The organism is Acinetobacter brisouioides (assembly GCF_004331075.1).
Lineage (GTDB): Bacteria > Pseudomonadota > Gammaproteobacteria > Pseudomonadales > Moraxellaceae > Acinetobacter.
On the sequence record NZ_SJNX01000001.1, the window covers coordinates 80,587 to 101,798 of the forward strand.

The following is a 21,212-nucleotide window of genomic DNA, read 5'->3' on the forward strand; positions in this document are numbered from 1 at the left end:
GATATATCTATTTTTATTTCTCATCTTCCTATGCGTGGTAAATCCAATCACAAAGGTTTTGGGCATGGCGGTTTACGTTGGGTGGTTTTACATCTGATTGCTCAAAAACCTAGACATGGCTATGAACTGATCAAAGCCATCCAAGAAATGACCAACGGCAACTACAGCCCCAGTGCAGGTATGGTCTACCCCTTACTGACTGAATTACAGGGCAAACAACTGATTCGCATGCAAGTCTGCGCGGAAGATGCGCGGAAACAAAGTTATCAGATGACTGAACTTGGTCATCAGGTGATCGATGCGTATAAAGAGCATATTCAGGAAATTTTGAACCGAATCAACATTCGTGCACAGCAACCAACATTGGTTATCGATACTTTGCATATGTTTAAAAAAGAGGTGCGTGAAGTATTGGCAGGTCGCCCACTGAACGCCGAAGAAGCAGAATTTTTTGTAAATGCACTGAAAACCGCTACAACGGCATTACAACAACTAAAACAGGACTCAACAGTGATAACCAGTACTGCAACACTCGATAAAAAACCTTACCGTGTACGCCATCACCTCAAATTTCGCATTGTGACAGTTCAAGATATTATCAATATTAGCCCAAGCCTGATTCGTATTGTATTTCAAGGTGAAGATCTCGCCGACTTTAAAAGTGACAGTTTTGATGACCACGTCAAACTGTTCTTCCCCGATGCTACAACAGGACGTTTGGTCAAGCCTGAAATGACAGAACAAGGCTTAAAATTTGCCGATGACATTAAACCGATTGTACGTGACTACACCCCGCGCCTGTTTGATCTTGACGCAAAAACACTGGCGATTGATTTTGTGATTCATGATGCAGGCCCTGCAACCAAATGGGCACAACATGCAAACATTGGCGATCAAATTGCCATCGGTGGCCCTCGCGGCTCAATGGTGATCCCAATGGTATATCAACATTATGTCTTGATCGGCGATGACACTGCCTTACCTGCAATTGCACGGCGTTTAGAGGAACTCCCTGCATCGGCTCAGGCAAGCGTGATTATCGAAGTCAACTCGACAGCCGATGAAATTGTTCTGGATTCGGCGGCTAAACTTCAGGTCACTTGGTTGCACCGTGAAGGTCAAGCCAGTGGTCAGGTGGCTTTATTTCAGCAAGTTTTAGAAAACCTGTCTTTGCCACAGCAGGATTATTTTATCTGGCTGGCCGCAGAAACTCAGGTCGCACGCCAGTTGCGTAAAATACTGGTAGAAAAGTATCAGGTGGCAAAAGATGCGATTAAAGCGGTAGGTTACTGGCAACACGGTACATCCAGCGCACATACCGTCATTGATGACGAATAAGTTTCAATAACTTGATTCCAGACTCTCAAAATACAGAGTTGCTGATATGTGATGAACGAATCCAACATCAGTAGCACCACAGCCACCTTTTATTTTTGGTATTTCTCATGCAACAAAAGCCTTTCTCCCTGTTGTGGATTGCAGTGCTTGCCGTACTCACGGCATTGGGGCCATTCTCTATTGATATGTACCTGTCTGCACTACCAACAATAGCAAAGGATTTATCGGTAAGTACTGCACAAATTGCCAATACTTTACCCGCGTACTTTATAGGGCTGGCGTTTGGACAACTCGTCTATGGTCCTGTGAGCGACCATTTTGGGCGGCGTAAACCGTTATTTTTTGGTTTGACGCTCTATGTTTTGGCAAGTGCAGTGTGCGTTTTTGCTATGCACCTTGAAGTATTGCTGATTGCGCGTATTGCCCAAGCGCTAGGTGGCTGTGTTGGTGTAGTCGTGGCCCGCTCTGCAATTCGTGACCGACTTAATGGGACAGATGCTGCACATGCCTTTTCACTATTGATGATTGTTCAAGGAGTTGCGCCAATTGTTGCCCCTCTTATCGGTAGCCTAATGCTCTGGGCGTTTAACTGGCGCTCTATTTTTGTGGTGCTGTTGATTTTAGGCATTATCAGTATGATCATTTCATATTTTAGATTTCCTGAAACATTACCCCCTGAACGTCGCAAAAAACATACTGTTGGTTCTGCGCTGAAAAGTTATATCTATTTATGCCAAGACCGCAGCTTTATTGTGCCTGCTGTCGCCAGTGGTATTTTAATGGGCATGCTGTTTACCTATATCAACAGTGCTTCAGAAATTTTTATTGATCATTTAGGCGTCAGTTCAGGCACATTTGCCCTGTTATTTGGCGTGAATGCCTGCGGGATTATTGCAGTTTCCAACCTTAATCGTTTTCTAATCAAACGCTATGATTCACTCGAACTGTTAAAGTTCGGCTCAAGCATACAGTTTTTAGGTGCAATTGTTCTGAGTGCTTTTGTGTTTAGCCAGCATATTACCCTTTGGAGCATCATGCTGGGTCTGTTTATGATTGTGGCATGTGTCGGTTTTATTGGCCCAAATGCAACTGTTTTGGCATTGTCCAAACAAGGGCAACGCGCAGGTCAAGCCAGTGCCCTACTCGGCGCATTACAATTTACCTTTGGGCTGGTTTCAGGTGCAATTTTGTATCTTCTGCCTCTAAAGCTAGAAATGTCAGTCAGCAGTGTGATGATCTTATATAGCGTGATTGGCGGCATATTAGTTCGACAAATTCAACCGATGAAATCTCATCATCTTGCTTAAAAGAGATATAAAAAAGACCTTGTTCAACAAGGTCTTTTTTATAAATCACAACTATTTTGGCAAATCAGAACTTTGCCAGCCACCACCAAGTGCCGTAATGAGTGCTACGCTGTTTTGCAATTGGGTCGACTGGAGCTGTAATAAGCTTTGTTCGCTTGATAAACGTGTGGCTTCAGTCGAAGCAACATTTGTATAGTCAATCACGCCTGCATTGTACTGGTTACGTATAATCCGCGCGGTTTCAGTGGCCGCTGCCAAAGACTGGCTGGTATGTTGCACTTCTTTGCTTAGACTTGTGCCTTCTGCCAAAGAGTCTTCAATATTTTGCATGGCTTCAAGTACCGTCTGCTTATAGTTCGCCACTGATGCATCATAAGCAGCTCGTGCTTGTTTCACTTTGGCTTTGTTTGCGCCAAAATCAAACACGGTTTGTGTCGCAGAAGCTCCCAATGACCAGAGCAAGTTTTGCGCGCTGATTAAATTGGACAAACTACTTGCTGAATAACCGCTTGAACCTGATAGCGTAATGTCAGGAAAATATCCCGTAATCGCAATACCGATGGCTTCATTTGCCGCAGCTACACTGCGCTCAGCAGATGCAATATCGGGACGGCGTTCGAGTAAGCGGCTTGGTAAAGTCAGTGGTATGCTTGGAGGTTTAGGCAATGCCACCTGACTGACTGGAAGATCAAATTCGGCAGGCATTTTCCCGATGAGTATGGCAATGGCATGTTCATACTGGGCACGTTGCCAAACCAAATCTTCACGTGCTGACTTGGCACTATACAGCGACTGCTCAGCCTGAGTCAGATCGGACTTGGCAATCACGCCTTCTTTATATTTGGCCGCCAAAACCTTACGATAACGCGTATAGGTGTCAATCGTTTTGTCATACAGGGCAATACGTTTGTCCAGAACCCGCAGCGCAAAATAATCCTTCGCTAACGTGGTTTGTGCGCTTAAAGTAGCATTGGCAAGGTCTGCTGCACTGGCTTGTGCCGAGGCTTGATTTTCACGCACGGTGCGTTTCAGTTTACCCCAGACATCCAGCTCCCAGCTCAAACTCGCCTTGGCACTATAACTGTTACTCGGCTTCGCCTGACTTTGTTCGCTACGCGTAGCACCGCCTGTCGCGCCTATACTCGGATACTGATCAGCTTTCGCCTGTGATACCAACGCCGCAGCCTGTTCATACTTGGCAACGTACTGGGCAATATTCTGGTTTGACAGTACCACTTGCTGCTGTAAGCGATTTAAAGTTGCGTCTTGATAAATTTCCCACCACGCGCCACGAGTTTGCTGATCTTGTGGCTGAGCGACTTTCCAGCCTTGCACTTCCTTATAAGTCACAGGCATTGAAATCTCAGGCTTGGTGTAATTTGGGCCTACCGTACAACCTGAGAAAATTGGCAACACACAACATAAAGCGAGGCATAATTTATTTTTTAACATATCAATGCTCATCATTCAGGGGCACTTGCGATGAATTCGGACGTTTCCAGAACGATTTCACCCATGAACCAAAACGATCTAAATACACATACACCACAGGCGTTGTATACAAGGTTAATAACTGGCTAAATACCAAACCACCACAAATGGCAATTCCCAATGGGCGATGCAGTGATGAATTTGAACCTGTCTGCAAAATCAGCGGCAATGCACCAAAAAATGCAGCCAGCGTAGTCATCAAGATAGGACGGAAACGCTTATCACAGGCTTTGATAATGGCTTGCTCGGGCGAAAGCTGCTGCTGTTTTTCTGCGGTTAAAGCAAAATCAATCATCAAGATGGCGTTTTTCTTCACAATCCCAATCAGCAGCAAAATTCCGATCAATGCAATCACTGTGAGCTGCGTGCCTGTAAGCATCATCAGAACCAGTGCACCGACTCCTGCCGATGGTAAGGTCGATAAGATTGTCACAGGATGAATCCAGCTCTCATACAGCATACCCAGCAAAATATAAATGGTTGCCAAAGCTGCCAAAATCAGCCACGGCATTTGTTTAACTAAAGTTTCAAACACCTGTGCTGTCCCTTGCAAGCTACCATGAATCGAATCAGGCATTCCGATTTTCACCATCGCTTGTTCAATCGCGGCTTTGGCTTGCTGTAAAGACACCCCATTTGCCAAGTTAAAGGCAATCGTGGTCGTTGCCATCTGATTTTGATGGGCAACCGATAATGGTGCAGTGGTATATTCCAGATGCGCAAAAGCTGAAATCGGAATCGACTGATTATTACTGGTCAGTACATACAATTGCTTTAAGACTTCAGGATTTTGAATGTAATTGTTATTTAAACCAATAATGCTGTAATACTGGTTCAGCATTTGATATTGAGTTGCAATTTGACGCTGACTAAATGCGTTATTTACAAAGGTATCAATTTCATTGACATTTAAACCATAACGCTGCGCTACAGCACGATCAATCACGACTTTGACGTCCAAACCGCCTGACTGTGCATCACTATCGACACTGGTCAGCTCAGGTAACTGTTTCAAGGTCGCATAAGCTTTCGGACTCCACTCGCGCAACGTTTGCAAATTATCACTTTGTAAACTGTACTGATAAGTGGCATTGGCACTGCGCCCGCCAACCCGCAAATCCTGAGCTGGCATTAAAAATAATGATGCCCCTGCCATATGGCGAGTTTTCATACTGATACGATTGGCAATTTGCATCGCTGTTTGTGTGCGTTGATTTTCATCTTTGAGACGAATAAAGAAATTTGCCGTATTACGAGCGCCAAAACCACCACCACCCGTTGAAGCAATCACATATTGAATGTCTTTGTCTTTTTGCAGCATACGGCTTATCGCTTTCAGCCGCGGTTCAAGCGACTGGAAACTGGTGGCTTGATCGGCACGTAATTGTCCCATCAGCATGCCATTATCCTGATCAGGAAATAAGCCTTTTTCTACAGCTTTATACAGATAGACATTACCAATCACAGTCAGCAATAACGTGAACATGGTCAGACGCTTATGCTTCATAACGACAGCAAGACTGCTGACATAACTCACATGTAATTTGTCTAAACCTTTGCCAATCCATGCCATGACACGGTTTTCTTTTTCCTCGCCTGTTTCTTTCTTTAACAAACGCGAACACAACATCGGCGTCAGCGTTAAAGAGACAAACATGGAAATAAGCAACGCCACCGACAAGGTAACGGCAAATTCACGAAACAAACGTCCCAGTACGCCACTCATCAACAGTAATGGAATAAACACCGCAATCAATGATGCCGTCATCGACAAAACGGTAAATCCAACTTCCTTGCTACCTTTTAGTGCAGCCTCCATCGGATTCATGCCATCTTCAATATGGCGACTAATATTTTCCAGCACCACAATCGCATCATCGACCACAAAGCCCGTTGCGACAATCAACGCCATCATCGACAATGCATCAAGGCTATAACCCAAAGCGTACATGGCAGCAAAAGTACTGACAATTGAAATCGGCAAGGTAATCGCGGGAATCAGCAAGGCATGGCCTTTGCGCAGGAAAACAAATACCACTGAAATCACCAATAAGATGGCAATAATCAGCGTTCGTTCAGTTTCATGCAAAGCACTACGAATATTCAGTGAACGGTCAATTGCTAAAGTAATTTGTGTGCCTTTGGGCAGCATTTCATTCAGCACAGGAATCAAAGCTTTAATCGAGTCAATTGTTTCCAGCATATTCGCACCAGCCTGACGCGTCACCGCAATCGAAACCGATGGCTGGTTGTTAAAATAACCTGCCGAATAAATATCCTGAATCGAATCCGTCACCGATGCCACATCGTGCAAACGTACAGCCGCACCATTACGATAGGTCACAATCAGATTTTGATAATCTTTGGCTTTGGTGAGCTGCCCATTGGCATCAATCCACCATGTATAGTGACTCCCACTAATTAAACCACGAGGTGAGTTTGTAGTGGCATTATCTACTGCTGCACGTACTGTATCTAAACTAATGCCATAACTGGTGAGCTGTTTGGGATCTAGGTTAATCCGCACCGCAGGCAAAGCACCACCACGAATTGACACCTGCCCGACACCCTGCACCTGTGCAATTTTCTGCTGTAACTGACTTGAAGCCAAGTCATATAACTGCCCACGGTTTAACGTATCCGAGGTCAGTGCCAACATTAAAATCGGTGCATCAGAAGGGTTTGCCTTACGATACGTCGGCAGAGTTTTCATACTGCTTGGCAACAAGCTGCGTGCTGCGTTGATTGCCGCCTGCACATCTCGCGCAGCGCCATCAATATCACGGTTTAAGTCGAACTGCACAACGACATTGGTTGAACCCTGACCACTGGTCGAGGTCAGTTCAGTAATTCCCGCAATCTGCCCCATGGCACGTTCAAGCGGAGTAGCAACAGTCGCGGCCATAGTTTCAGGGCTTGCTCCTGCTAGGCTGGCTTGCACCATAATCGTTGGTGTATCTATTTGCGGTAACGGGGCAACAGGCAACAAACGAAATGCCAAAATACCCAGCAAGGTCAGTGCCAGGCTAACCAAAATGGTCGCAATCGGTCTTAAAATAAAGACTTTAGACAAGTTCATGACACTGCCCCTGATTTTTTCCGTTGCGTTAATTTTTCAAACGCTAGATAAATCACAGGTGTAGTAAATAAGGTAAGGAATTGACTAAAGATCAGACCACCGACAATTACTAAACCAAGAGGTTGACGCAGCTCTGCTCCCGAACCCGATGCCAGCATCAACGGCACTGCACCGAGTAGCGCAGCACAGGTCGTCATCAAAATTGGACGGAAACGCAGTAAACACGCCTGATAAATCGCATCATGCGCGCTTTTCCCTTGCCGCTTCTCATCGAGCGCAAAGTCAATCAACATGATGGCATTTTTCTTCACAATCCCGATCAGCAAAATAATCCCGATCAGTGCAATCAGGCTAAATTCGGTGCCAGTTAGTTTCAGTGCCAGTAATGCACCAATTGCCGCTGAAGGTAAGGTCGACAATACCGTAATTGGATGAATCCAGCTTTCATACAAAATCCCCAGTACGATATACATGGTAATGACTGCTGCCAAAATCAGCCATAAGGTATTTTGACTCGATGAACTGAAGGCTTCGAGCGATCCCTGATATTGCAGATTGATCGTATCTGGCATCTGGATTTTTTGCTTCACATCGTCAATGGCCTGACGTGCTTGTTCAATCGAGTAACCTTCAGCAAGATTAAAGGATATGGTTGCCGCAGGCGTTTGGTCACGGCGTGCATAACTTAAATAACCGTCTTTTTCAGTTACGTTAATCAGGTTACTCAGCGGCACCATTGTGCTGCTTGCCGTACTACTTGTAGTCGTTGAACTCGTGCTACTTGTCGTCGATGTCGTGGTACTTGTGGTTGTAGATGTTGAACTGCTCGAACTGGTCGATGCCTTCAAATAAATATGTGAAAAGGCTGATAGGTCTTGTTTATATTCAGGTGGAACTTCAAGCACCACACGGTACTGATTGGCTTGGGTATAAATTGTTGAAATCAAATGCTGACCAAAAGCATTGTACAGTGCTGTATCAATATCACTGGCGGTTAGCCCATAACGACTGGCTTCATCGCGGTTAATCTGCACATACGCCACTTTTGCCCGATTTTGCAGATTGCTATTTATATCTTTAAATTCGGGGCGATCTTTAAGTGCTTCCACAAACTGCGGCGCCCAGTTTTCCAAATCACTCTGGATCGAAGTATCCAGAGTCAACTGATACTGGCTCGGCGTCACCTGATCATCAACATTTAAGTCTTGGCTTTTAATCGCATAAAGCTGAATCCCTGCAATTTTAGCAGCACGTTCTTTTAAGCGCGCAATCACCACATCGGCTTTATCGCGCTCACCAAAGTCTTTCAGGCTAATCTGCAAGCGTCCCATATTCAGTGAGGTGTTATTGGCAGCATCTACACCAACAATTGACGCAATTGAATCCACCGCAGGGTCTTTTTGCAACTCTGTTGCCATCGCCTGTTGACGTTTCACCATTTCAGAATACGAGACATCTTGCGAAGCAAGGGTAATCCCCTGAATCTTACCTGTATCCTGTGCGGGGAAAAAGCCTTTAGGAATCCATAGATATAAGGCTGCTGTCACCACAAGCGATAAAATGGCAACGCATAACGTCAACGGTTGATGATCCAGTACCCAAAGCAGGCATTTTTCATAAACCTTGAGCAGTTTGTCAAAACCACGCCCAAAACCTTGTGCCAGTTTATTGTGCTTTTCTTCAGGAATATGTTTCAGCAAATATGCACTCAGCATTGGTGTCAGGGTCAAAGATACAAACATCGACACCAAAATCGACACTGCAAGCGTAATCGAAAACTCGCGAAACAAGCGCCCAATCACATCCCCCATAAACAACAACGGAATCAGCACGGCAATCAGCGAAATGGTCAGGGAAATGATGGTAAAACCAATTTCCTGTGAGCCTTTCAGCGCAGCAATCAGCGGTTTTTCGCCATTCTCAATATGCCGCTGAATGTTCTCCACCACCACAATCGCATCATCAATGACGAAGCCCGTGGCAATCGTCAGCGCCATCAATGTCAAGTTATTGATCGAGAAACCTGACAGGTACATCACGCCAAAAGTTCCCACAATCGACAACGGCACTGCCAAACTTGGAATCAGCGTGGTTGCAAAAGTCCGTAAGAACAAAAATGACACCATGACCACCAAGGCAATCGCCAAGATCAACTCAAACTGCACATCAGAAATTGAAGCACGGATGGTATCGGTACGGTCGGACAAGGTGCTGATTTTTATAGAAGCAGGCAAACCCGCTTGAAGCTCAGGCAGCTTGGCTTTAATGGTATCGGCAATAGAGACCACATTGGTGCCAGGTTGACGCTGGATATTAATAATAATCGCGGGCTGACCATTTGCCCACGCTTGTTGATATTCGTCCTGCGGCGCTTGTTCAATGGTTGCAACATCGTGCAAATACAGTGCCTGACCATTTTCATATTTTAAAATCAGGTTGCTATATTCATCAGCCGTTTGTAACTGGTCGTTGGCATCAATCGTGACTGAACGCTCAGGGCCGTCAAATCCGCCTTTAGAGCCATTGACATTGGCAGCATTAATGACGGTATTTACATCAGCCAGAGTGAGTCCATGGCTAGCTAAAACCGTAGGGTTAGCACGAATTCGTACCGCCTGTTGCTGACCACCTGCCAGACTCACCAAGCCCACACCCGAAATTTGTGACAATTTAAGCGCAACCCGCGTATTAATCAGGTCTTGGACTTTGGTCAGCGGCAAGGTGTCTGAGGTTGCCGCCAAAGTCAAAATTGGTGTATCCGCTGGGTTAACCTTTTTATAGGTTGGTTTGTTCGGCAGATCCGATGGCAAGAGTGAGTCAGCCGTATTAATGGCAGCCTGCACTTCCTGCTCGGCAACATCGAGCGAAGTATCGAGGTTAAATTTCAGGGTAATCACCGATGCACCACCTGAACTGGTGGAATACATCTGGTTCAAGCCTGCCATTTGCCCAAGTTGCCGTTCCAGTGGGGCGGTTACCCCACTGGTCATGACTTCAGGCCCTGCACCAGGAAACTGTGTCGTCACCTGAATGACGGGATAATCAACTTCAGGCAATGCCGAAATAGAAAGGCTTCGATAAGCCAATAGACCACTTAAGATCACCGCAATCATCATAAGCATTGTGGCGATGGGTCTTTCAATAAATATGCGAGATGGATTCATAATTTATCTAGGGGAATGTCTGCCTTTGTTTGGTGCGGAATCTAAAATGCTGGTATCGACTTTCTGAGCCGTCACGATATTCACTTTAGAGCCATTGCCTAGCGAATCCACACCCGTCGTTACAACTTTCTGACCTGTTTTGACCCCAGTGAGAATCGCAGTTTTACCATCTTCGGTTTGTGGGCCAACTTTCACCATCACTTTATGTGCAACCGATTTTTGGTCAATCACAAAGACATATTGCCCTGCTGTACTGGTTTGTATCGCTGCACTTGGCACAACAATCGCGTTATTCAACTCGCCTGTTTGCAATGTGACATTCACAAACTGGTTCGGAAACAGTTTGTTATCATCATTATTAAAAGTAGCTTTGAGTTTGACTGTCCCTGTAGTCGAGTCGATTTCGTTACTAATGACTCGCACTTCGCCTTCTGCCAGCATCGTTTTGCCTTGCTGGTCATAGGCTTTCACCATGAGCTTTCCACCATTACGAATCGGTTGAACCACGTCATAGAGTTTGGTTTGCGGAATGCTAAACACCACCGCAATTGGCTTGGTTTGAGTAATGGTTGCAATTGCAGTAGTTGCATCTGTACTGACCAAGTTACCCACATCAATATTACGAATGCCGATATAGCCTGAAATTGGCGCAACGATCCGCCCATACTCGATATTAAGTTTGGCCGATGCAATTTGCCCCAAATCAGCTTTAATTGCCCCTTCATATTGCGCTGCAGTTGCAATTTGAGTGTCTAAATCCTGCTTGGCAATCGAGTCTTGTGCATACAAACGCTGATAACGTGCCAACGTCAGTTTGGCATTGTTCAACTGTGCCTGATTTTCTGCGAGCTGACCTTGATACTGCTGCAAGGTCGCTTCATAAGAACGGGTATCGACTTTTGCCAGTAACTGACCTTTTTGTACATACTGACCTTCTTTAAAATATACTTCCTGCAAATGACCCTGTATCAGACTGGTCACAGAAACCGTTTGGCTTGCAGTCACTGTACCAAGTGCCGCTAAAATCACAGGAACATCGCTTTGGCTTGCTGTAGATACTTGCACTGACGTGGTATTTTTTGGTGGACCGTTTCTTTTTTGGTTATTTTTATTTTTTACAAAAAAATAGGCGACTGCACCAATCACCAATATCAACAGGCAGACCAATATCAAGAGTTTTTTGCGTTGCATATGACACTCAGCTTGAAATTTAAAAATTAGTGACACAAAAAATTGAATCAGGTTGTACGATTTTCATAGATTTGAATTGGGACATATAAAGCTTCTTGGCTTAAGCAATATATACGGTCTGCTTCAAGGAAGCTTCAACAAACCTGAATGAGGATCATATCTCATTTGAGTGATTCAAAAACATATATAACAATTATTTACAGGGTGTGACTATGCACTAGAAATATGAACCAAGAATGTAGAATAATTTTTGATTTACAACAATATTCTGTAGGATGGTTGATACTTCCTAGCTGCTCAATATGAATTTCTACCGAAATATGGTGTATTTTTTATCAGTGATGTGAATTTAGGATATTGAGTTCTCTGATCAATTATGTTTTATTAAATGCTGCTTGATTATAGGGTCACCCCCTGTATCAGCAAACGCCAAGGACTGGTGTTGATTTAAATCAGAAAGTATTCTTTATCAGGGATTCTTTTGACAGGCAAGCCCAAATCTATCCGATTTGGTTATTATGGAATAATGTTTGCCCTCTCTCCCAACAGATGGAATTGTCTTTTCTCTTTCTAGATCAAAAACCAAACTCTTGCATGTGAATACGCCCAAGTTGGTATGCTTTATGCTTATCTACAATGGGGCTTTTATATTTTCGTTTTGCGTAGGTTTTTATTCATGGCACATAACAATCAAGCCAATCTCTCTCAAGGATTAAAAAACCGCCATGTCACCATGCTATCTATTGCAGGTGCTATTGGAGCTGGTTTATTTGTTGGTTCTGGACATGCCATTGCTTCGGCAGGTCCAGCCGTTATTCTCTCCTATTTTATGGCTGGAACACTGGTCGTTTTAGTGATGCGTATGCTTGCTGAAATGGCGGTATCACAACCTGACAGTGGTTCATTTTCTACTTATGCTGACCGTTCGATTGGTAAATGGGCTGGATTTACTATTGGCTGGTTGTACTGGTGGTTTTGGGTATTGGTCATTCCATTTGAAGCCAATGCCGCAGCTGCCATTATTAACTCTTGGATTCCAGGTGCGCCAGTTTGGTTACTCTCCTTCCTGATCACCGCAGCGCTGACTGTTACCAACCTGTTTAGTGTAAAAAATTACGGTGAATTTGAGTTCTGGCTTGCAACAATCAAAGTTGGCTCAATCATTGTCTTTATTGTGCTTGGCTGTGCAGCAATTTTTGGTTTCTCGCCAGCACCTGAAGTGAATGGTGTCAAACACTTATGGGATCAAGGCGGGTTTATGCCAAATGGTTTTGGCACAGTAATCGCGGCCTTATTAACCACCATGTTCTCTTTCATGGGTTCTGAAATTGTCACCATTGCAGCCAGTGAATCAAAAGATCCTGAGCGTCAAATTACCAAAGCAACCAACTCTGTGATTTGGCGTATTGGTCTATTCTATCTGGTATCTATTTTCATTGTCGTGAGCTTGGTTTCTTGGAATGATCCTCGCTTGGCAGAAATGGGGTCATATCAAACTGTATTACAAGTTTTGCATATTCCTCATGCCAAACTGATTGTTGATATTGTGGTGTTAACTGCGGTGACAAGCTGCCTAAACTCTGCTTTATATACGGCATCTCGTATGTTGTATTCTTTAGGCAAACGTGGTGATGCACCAGCAATTACCCGTCAAGTCAACAAAAGCCACACACCCGTGTATGCAGTATTGATGTCAACGGCGATTGCTTTCATTTGTACTTTCGCTAACTATGCTGCACCAAAAGCGGTCTTTAGCTTCCTGCTGGACAGCTCTGGTGCAATTGCACTGTTGGTGTACTTGGTGATTGCTTGCTCTCAACTCAGAATGCGTAAAAGATTAATTGCCGAGGGTAAACCTCTCAGCATGAAAATGTGGTGTTTCCCATACCTGACTTGGGCCGTAATTGTGTTTATTATTGCAGCGCTTGGTATTATGGCTTTCGATCCAAACCATGTGCATGAAATTACTTCAACGGCAATATTAAGTATTTTGGTGGTGATTTCAGGTCTGATTGTGACCAAACGTCGTCGTCAAAACAGTTTAAATGTGGGTCTTTCCTCAGCTGAAAGCAATTAACCCTTAATTCTAGATGTACTCAATGCCAGTCAATTAAGAAATTGACTGGCATTTTCTTTTTTTGGAGGTGCATATAGAAAGAATATGACATTCCTTGAATAAGCAACAATTTAGACAAACATCAAAATAAAACTTTATTTTCAATAGAATTCGTATATCAACTTGCTATACAGATTCTATACCAGAACGAATTGTATGATGTTTCATATTGACAAAGCGCTGATCATTAATCAATAAGCAATTGATAAAACATAATAAAACAAACATAAAGATGTTTATTTAAATTTTAAGAGATAGTGTATCGCTGTAACTGTCGGCATGTTGATTTACCTAAATGGCTGTGCAGCAATTCTCTTTAATTATCTCAACCCCTTCTTTTATTCTAAATTATTCAAAAAAATTAACCTCTTATTTTGATTAAAAAATGGAATAAAATTCTCTGATAAGATTTTTTATAAACTTATAAATCACCCGTTAAAAGAAGAATTCAGGACATAAAAATAGCATTGGATAACCATGCACTAAAACATTGAAATTATTTGAAAAATCAACTTAAATTAGGCTTATTTCATCAGTTCATTTTTTGAATATTGGCTAATAAGCCACGACAACTGCCATAAAGTACTTCATAAAACGAGAACGTAAATGCTCAATTAATGTAGATTTTTTACTTGATCATTCACTGTTTCTACCAAATCATGTCTCGATAGCAATTATTTTTCTATTCATTTTTTATATCGAACTCAGATTAATATAGATCAGTCTTTATTTTAAATCGAATGATTGTCCGTTCTTACATTCTCAAACAGTAATTGATCAATACATTTTTCTAAATATCCCTGTAAATAATCAATAAAGTACGCCACCCTTGGAGAATGTTGTAGCCGATCCAAGTACACAGCATACACATCTGCGGGAGCGGTATTATATTCTGTTAAAATCTGCACCAAGCGACCACTTTTCAAGTATTTAGCAACTTCCCATTCTGCACGCATTAAAATCCCATGCCCCTCAAGCGCCCAATTGAGCGCCACTGCACCATCATTCGTGCTCAACTTGCCATGTACTTTAATGGTTTCAAGCTGCTCTGCTCGATTAAAACGCCAATTCCCATATGCCGTATCATTTTGCCGCAGCACAATACACTGATGTTGGGTTAAATCATGCGGAACTTGCGGTACACCATTTTTCTTTAAATAAATCGGTGAAGCACAAAGTAAGCGCCGATGTGCAATCAGTTTCTTGGCAATGATCCGCGAGTCTGGCAATTCACCAAATCGAATCACCACATCAACTGCATCATCAGGCAAAGTAACTGGACGATCACTCAAATGTAGCTGAACTTCAACATCTTGATAAATTTTGGCAAACTGGCTAATGGCAGGTGCAATATAGGATCGACCAAACCCTAAAGGCGCATTAATTCGTAGCAAACCTTTGGGTGCAATACGACTACTGGCAACCAGCCGTTCCATATCATCAATCTCATTCAGAATCCGCAGTGCATTTTCATAATAAATTTCACCCTCGTGGGTCAGGCTAATACGGCGTGTTGTACGATTCAGCAAACGCACGCCCAAACGTTGTTCAAGCTGAGTCAAACGCCGTGAAACCGCAGGCGGGGTCAGATTCAGCTCACGCGCGGTAGCAACGAGACTGCCTTGTCTTATTAGTAAACAAAAAAAACCTAATTCAGTATCCGTACTCATGATTATTCAGTTTTTTGCAATAGTGATTTAACTTTAGCGCGATTTTTCTATTTTTCAAAGCCGCTACTATGGCTTCAGGTTACCTCTTTGTACGTATCACAACAATAACGGTCACATAAGGAATGTGACTTTGTGCAAAGAAACCATTAGCCAGATTCGATCAATGTGTATCGATTGGTAATCGTTAGGAAAAATGGAGAATGCCCCTCATGGACATGGATTTAGAGAAACGGGTGCTACGCAAAATTACGTGGCGAATTGTGCCGTTTATCATGCTGTTATATCTGATTGCCTATATTGACCGCGTCAATATTGGTTTTGCTGCACTCACCATGAAACAAGACCTCGGCTTTAGTGCCTCAGTGTTGGGTTTTGGTGCAGGTATTTTTTTCGTGGGTTATTTCTTGTTTGAAGTCCCTTCCAACATTATTTTGCATAAAGTTGGCGCTCGTCTCTGGATTGCCCGCGTGATGTTGACATGGGGGCTGATTGCAGGCGGTATGGCGTTTGTACATAGCTCGACCAGTTTTTATGTCATGCGCTTCTTGCTCGGCGTGGCTGAAGCCGGGTTTTTCCCAGGCATTATTTTGTATTTAAGCTACTGGTTTCCTGTGCGCTACCGCGCTGGTGTTATTGCCTTATTTATGGCAGCAGCCCCGATTGCAACCGCGATTGGCTCGCCGATTTCCGCAGCATTACTCGAAATGCACGGTTTTATGAATTTGGCTGGCTGGCAATGGATGTTCTTAATTGAAGCTGTCCCTGCGCTGATTCTAGGTGTAGTGGTGTTTTTCTACATGACCGATCGCCCAGAAAAAGCCACATGGTTAGCTGCTGATGAAAAAGACTGGCTGATTCAAACCATGCAGCAAGAACATCAGAAAAAACAAACTAACGAACACCACAGCATGATTCGTGGCTTAACCAACCCCAAAGTGCTTGCACTTGCCTGTGTGTATTTTGGAACTTCAGCAGGGTTATACACCCTCGGGATTTGGGCACCGCAAATTATTAAGGAATTGGGCGTATCGGCAATGACTGTCGGTTTTCTAAATGCCATTCCCCCGATTCTTTCTGTTATTGCCATGATTTTATGGTCACGTCACTCTGACCGTACAGGTGAGCGTATATGGCATGTTGCCCTTGCCTGCCTAATTGCGGTTGCAGGGTTGGTAATTGCCACACAAACCCACAACGTGCTTGGACTCATTGCTGCACTGAGTGTTGTCAATATCGGTATTAGCTGCTCAAAACCACCGCTTTGGAGTATGCCAACCATGTTCCTGTCAGGTACAGCTGCAGCAACAGGCATCGCCGCTATCAACTCGATTGGTAACCTCGGTGGCTTTGCAGGCCCCGCCATGATTGGCTGGATTAAAGACCAGACAGGCAGTTTCAATGGTGGATTGTACTTTATTGCAGGATTACTAGTGCTCTCTACCGTACTCACGCTGATTTTAAGTGTAACCCAAAAAACTAAGGTCAATGACAGCAAGGCTTCAAACAAAGCCTAGCAACCTATTTTTCAGATTTGTCAAAGGAGTATCACATGGACAAACAACTTGCCATTCAGTCCCTTACGGACACCATGGCGAAATTCACTGCCTATATTGGTAAACGCTTACCAAAAGATGTCAACAAAAAACTGATTGAGCTACGCACACTGGAAACCAATCCACTCGCCAAATCTATTTATGATTCGATGGATACCAACCAGCAAGCCGCAGACAAGCTTGATCGTCCAAGCTGCCAAGATACAGGTGTAATTCAGTATTTTATTGAAGCAGGTGCACACTTCCCTCTTCTCGGTGAATTACAGGAAATTTTACAAGAAGCCACGGCGGAAGCGACTCGCAAAGGTCCTTTACGTCACAATGCAGTCGAAACCTTCGACGAAAAAAATACAGGCACCAACACAGGCACACAAATTCCGTGGCTGGACTGGCGTATTGTGCCAGAAGCCGACACCTGTACCATTGATGTCTACATGGCAGGAGGCGGTTGTACTCTTCCAGGTGCAGCTAAAGTCCTCATGCCAGGACAAGGCTATGAAGGTGTTGCAGAATTTGTGATGGATGTGATTACCGAACGCGGTGTAAATGCCTGTCCACCACTCTTGGTTGGTGTTGGCGTATCGACTTCGGTGGAAACCGCAGCACGTTTATCTAAACTGGCAATTATGCGCCCAGTCGATTCAAAAAGTGACAATCCACGCGCCGCATTGATGGAAGACTTATTGGAACAAGGTCTCAATGAAATTGGCATTGGACCACAAGGCTTAACAGGCAACAACAGTGTCATGGGAGTCAATATTGAATCCTCTGCTCGCCATCCATCTACAATTGGGGTTGCGGTCAATACAGGCTGTTGGGCACATCGTCGTGGCAAAATCCGCATTCAACCTGACATGTCTTATGAAATCCTGTCGCACGAAGGAGTTGTTCTATGAAAAAAATCCTAACTACGCCAATTCGTGATGAAGACTTAGCAGACCTAAAAGTTGGTGATGTAGTGTATTTAACAGGTCGTTTGGTGACCTGCCGTGACGTTGCGCATCGCCGCCTGATTGAACAAGGGCGCGAGCTACCTGTGAATTTGGAAGGTGGAGCAATCTTCCATGCAGGCCCAATCGTACGTAAAAAAACCGATGGTAATTTTGAAATGGTGTCGATTGGCCCTACAACCAGTATGCGTATGGAAAAATTCGAACGCGAATTTATTGCCAAAACTGGGGTGAAACTAATTGTGGGCAAAGGCGGCATGGGGCCTGAAACTGCTGCAGGCTGTCAGGAACATAAAGCCGTGCATGCGATTTTCCCAGGGGGCTGTGCCGTACTAGCTGCCACGTTAGTGGAAGAAATTGAAGGAGCTGAATGGCAAGATTTGGGTATGCCAGAAACATTGTGGATTAACCGAGTCAAAGTCTTTGGTCCACTGATCATTTCGATTGATACACATGGCAATAACTTGATTCAAAACAATAAAACTGTATTCCAAGCCAAGAAACAGCCAATTCTGGACAGAATCTGTAAGCAACTTAGTTTTATTCAATAATTCTTCCAATACAGGTATCTGCTGAAACGATTTGGCAGATACTTCCCCTCCTCTTTCCCTGCAAGATCAAGCCAAAAATCATCCTCGCGGACGATATGCTTTCCCAAATGTTCCACCTATATTACAACCTCACAATGTATTTGAAAATTAACAATATTTTAAAAAATATTGTTAATATAAAAGGATGTCAGAGTATTTGTCATAAAAACCGGCAGTCACAGCGGTGAATTCAACGGTTTAGCGCAAATACACGTTTTTAGAGGTTAGGTGACATGGTGTGGGAACATCACAAGCTGCAAGACTGGCTGCAAGTCTAATTTCAGGAAATACCCTAATTATTGACCCAAGCTCGTACCATTTTAATCAAACATAGTTCGATTGTATTTCAATAATGCGACCTTCAGAGATAAACACCTGATAAATCATCATTTCCAGTCTAAACGTATACACAAGTGCATGATGTATACGCCCACGCCGATCTCTAAAAGTACTCTGCGTAGGATTTGCCAACGGGCGCTGCATTTTATTTAAAAATTCGTTTTGTGTATCACCAATACGAACAATCGCACCCGATGGTGCATAAAAAGAATCAGTTCCCTCAATTGCAAAAGCTGAGCTGGATACACACAATAAGACAGCAGCGCATAATTTCTGCATTCACTATTTCCCCAATAAAATATTTTTTATATCTTAAAAATAAATAGATTAGAAGTATACCAATCTTAATTCCAAGCAATAAACAGCTAAAAGTTGCCAGTTCTCCACCATGCAATAAATTGATAAAGCTTTATCAATAAAATACACATTCAGATTTATAATACTCAAAAGCAAAGAAATCGATTCTAGTATGACGTGAGAAATTTTATGGTGCTTTCTTTAAGAATTATGCATTTTTAACTCTTAATAAAACTTACTTACAGTACAAAGTCGGTTGCTGCGCCATTTTTTCTGCCAAATATTGAATCAACACACTGAGTTTGGGCGGCACATAACGCGTGGTGGAATACAATAACCATGCTGCCCCACTATAATAAGTTTTAAATTGCCATTCAGGTAAAATCTGCCGCAACTCCCCACGATCCAAAGCCTGCCGCGCTACAAAATATGGCAAACTGGCAATTCCCAAATGCTGTAAAGCAGCATCTAAACGAATGCCTGTATGATTGGCGGCATAACGCCCCTGTACCACAACGGTCACTATCTGTTGCTCACGCTGAAACTTCCATTTGGAATCGCTTGGCTGCTCACCCAAATAAATACATTGATGCTGCTTTAAATCCCGAGGATGCTCAGGCGTTCCATATTGCTGCAAATATTCAGGCGTAGCACAAATTAAATGATCAATTTCAATTAGTTTACGCCCCATTAAGCCCAACGGTGGTTGATCAGTAATTCGAATGGCTAAATCAATATCTTCATCAATCAAATCGACGTAGCGATCTTCGAGCAGCATTTCAATATTGACTTTAGGATAACGCTGCAAAAATTCAGGCATACAGGGATGCAGCAAGAAATGCCCAACGGCTTTGGGTACGCTGATTCTCACTGTACCTTGAGGTTCGGCATGAAACTGCCCTGAGCTTTGCATTACAGCTTGAGCAGCATTCAGCATTTCTTGGCAATGGCTATAAATTTGCTGGCCACTTTCACTCAAACGCAGTTTACGTGTTGTACGTTGTAACAGCCGCGTTGCCAAGGCTTTTTCTAGGCGCGAAATTGCTCGACTAATTGCCGAAGGTGTCGTGCCAAGCTGACGTGCAGTTTCTGAGAAACTTCCCGTTTCCACAACTTTGACAAAGATCGCCATTTCTTGCAGTAAATACAGATTTTGATTTGTGCTCATGAGGCAAAAGTCATTTGGTTTTAAAGCGAATTATCAACATTCATCCTCCATAATACAATGCCAGTTCGATTTTTCTTGGAGATGAAGATGACTGAAGCATTGTACTTATCTGGAGCAACTCAGGGTCGCGTTGAAGTCTTAAGTTGTGAACCCGATGCCAATGGCACTTATCAAGTACGTCTGTCTGCTACGCCTTTTCATCCTCAAGGCGGTGGGCAGCCGAGTGATGTGGGTTTCATTGATGATGTTGCTGTAACCCATGTTGCTCTGCAAGATGGCGAAATTGTGCATATCTGTACGGAAGCTATTGCATTAGGTCAGGCACAGGCAATTGTAGATGTAGAAAAACGGCAGCTCTACAGTCGACTGCATTCGGCTGGACATCTGATTGGGCATGTATTGCAACAGGCAGGTTGGCAGCCGATCAAGGCTCAACACTGGGTCGAGGATGCCAAAGTCCAGTTTGTCCCTCAAGAACAAGCGCAAACTATTGAACTGCCTGAGTTGGAAAATTGGTGTAATCAATATGTGACAGCAGGTCTTATCACTACCGTAAAACAAAATGCTGATGGTTATCGTGAAGTAAGTTTTGGTGAGTTTTCTGCATTTCCTTGTGGAGGAACGCATGTTGAAAATTTAGCTGAAATTGAACATATTCAGATTCAAAAACTTCAGTTAAAAAAAGGAAAATTGACTGTAAATTATACGATTGTGTCAAAGTCTGCGGCATAATAAAAAGCCCACTGTTTAAGGTGGGCTTTAATATGTTGATTTCTCAGCTAATTTTGGTATGAATATCCAGATTCGAACTGAAGACCTCTACGATGTCAATATTACGTCGAAAGTCCGCTAATACCATGTTAAACAACAAATTTATGGTCATTTTTTCGTGTATAAACACTGTAAAATTCGAGAATCTAATCTCAATAAAAACAGTCAGTTAGAAATCCATTCCCCGA

General features: G+C 43.4%; 14 protein-coding genes. 7 read left to right on the forward strand and 7 right to left on the reverse strand.

Translation table 11 applies throughout. The features are described 5' to 3' along the window. Positions 1–30: 30 nt before the first annotated feature. Both E0H77_RS00340 and E0H77_RS00345 read left to right on the forward strand, forming a co-directional pair. Complete coding sequence (locus E0H77_RS00340; protein WP_131374069.1) at positions 31–1,338, forward strand: SIP domain-containing protein; 1,308 nt, start codon at positions 31–33, stop codon at positions 1,336–1,338. Between the two features lie 107 nt (positions 1,339–1,445). Continuing rightward, positions 1,446–2,645, forward strand: coding sequence for a multidrug effflux MFS transporter (locus E0H77_RS00345; RefSeq protein ID WP_131374071.1), 1,200 nt, complete (start codon positions 1,446–1,448; stop codon positions 2,643–2,645). Positions 2,646–2,696: 51 nt separating this feature from the next. Here E0H77_RS00345 and E0H77_RS00350 read toward each other — a convergent pair whose 3' ends face one another. From E0H77_RS00350 to E0H77_RS00365, 4 genes are read right to left on the reverse strand one after another with little or no spacing between them, the layout of a single operon-like run. Beyond that, the gene (locus E0H77_RS00350; RefSeq protein WP_131374073.1) at positions 2,697–4,097 is read right to left on the reverse strand and encodes an efflux transporter outer membrane subunit; all 1,401 of its coding nucleotides are present in this window, start codon (positions 4,095–4,097) and stop codon (positions 2,697–2,699) included. A 1-nt stretch (position 4,098) separates the two neighbouring features. Beyond that, positions 4,099–7,215, reverse strand: a complete 3,117-nt coding sequence (locus tag E0H77_RS00355; RefSeq protein ID WP_131374076.1) for an efflux RND transporter permease subunit — start codon at positions 7,213–7,215, stop codon at positions 4,099–4,101. Beyond that, on the reverse strand, positions 7,212–10,379 hold the full coding sequence (locus tag E0H77_RS00360; RefSeq protein WP_131374078.1) for an efflux RND transporter permease subunit: 3,168 nt from the start codon (positions 10,377–10,379) through the stop codon (positions 7,212–7,214). The genes E0H77_RS00355 and E0H77_RS00360 overlap by 4 nt, the downstream gene beginning before the upstream one ends. A 3-nt stretch (positions 10,380–10,382) precedes the next feature. Further along, entirely contained in the window at positions 10,383–11,570 is a 1,188-nt protein-coding gene (locus E0H77_RS00365) for an efflux RND transporter periplasmic adaptor subunit (protein ID WP_131374080.1), read from the reverse strand. A 676-nt stretch (positions 11,571–12,246) separates the two neighbouring features. Between E0H77_RS00365 and gabP the strand changes: the two genes are divergently transcribed. After that, positions 12,247–13,647 (forward strand): GABA permease, encoded by a 1,401-nt coding sequence (gabP, locus tag E0H77_RS00370; protein WP_131313549.1) that lies wholly within the window; start codon positions 12,247–12,249, stop codon positions 13,645–13,647. Between the two features lie 770 nt (positions 13,648–14,417). Here the strand turns inward: gabP and E0H77_RS00375 are convergent. Beyond that, on the reverse strand, positions 14,418–15,356 hold the full coding sequence (locus E0H77_RS00375) for a LysR family transcriptional regulator (RefSeq protein ID WP_131374082.1): 939 nt from the start codon (positions 15,354–15,356) through the stop codon (positions 14,418–14,420). Between the two features lie 209 nt (positions 15,357–15,565). On the opposite strand from E0H77_RS00375, the gene E0H77_RS00380 reads away from it, so the two are divergent. From E0H77_RS00380 to ttdB, 3 genes are read left to right on the forward strand one after another with little or no spacing between them, the layout of a single operon-like run. Next, positions 15,566–16,870, forward strand: a complete 1,305-nt coding sequence (locus E0H77_RS00380) for an MFS transporter (RefSeq protein ID WP_131374085.1) — start codon at positions 15,566–15,568, stop codon at positions 16,868–16,870. A gap of 35 nt (positions 16,871–16,905) precedes the next feature. Beyond that, on the forward strand, positions 16,906–17,805 hold the full coding sequence (gene ttdA / locus E0H77_RS00385) for a L(+)-tartrate dehydratase subunit alpha (RefSeq protein WP_131374087.1): 900 nt from the start codon (positions 16,906–16,908) through the stop codon (positions 17,803–17,805). Next, positions 17,802–18,410, forward strand: a complete 609-nt coding sequence (ttdB, locus tag E0H77_RS00390) for a L(+)-tartrate dehydratase subunit beta (RefSeq protein WP_131374089.1) — start codon at positions 17,802–17,804, stop codon at positions 18,408–18,410. Before ttdA ends, ttdB begins: the two co-directional genes overlap by 4 nt. Positions 18,411–18,773: 363 nt before the next feature. On the opposite strand, the gene E0H77_RS00395 is transcribed toward ttdB, so the two are convergent. Beyond that, complete coding sequence (locus tag E0H77_RS00395; RefSeq protein WP_131313548.1) at positions 18,774–19,067, reverse strand: hypothetical protein; 294 nt, start codon at positions 19,065–19,067, stop codon at positions 18,774–18,776. A 253-nt stretch (positions 19,068–19,320) separates the two neighbouring features. Continuing rightward, the gene (locus E0H77_RS00400; RefSeq protein WP_131374091.1) at positions 19,321–20,253 is read right to left on the reverse strand and encodes a LysR family transcriptional regulator; all 933 of its coding nucleotides are present in this window, start codon (positions 20,251–20,253) and stop codon (positions 19,321–19,323) included. Positions 20,254–20,340: 87 nt separating this feature from the next. On the opposite strand from E0H77_RS00400, the gene E0H77_RS00405 reads away from it, so the two are divergent. Next, positions 20,341–20,985, forward strand: a complete 645-nt coding sequence (locus E0H77_RS00405; protein WP_131374093.1) for an alanyl-tRNA editing protein — start codon at positions 20,341–20,343, stop codon at positions 20,983–20,985. Positions 20,986–21,212 lie beyond the last annotated feature (227 nt).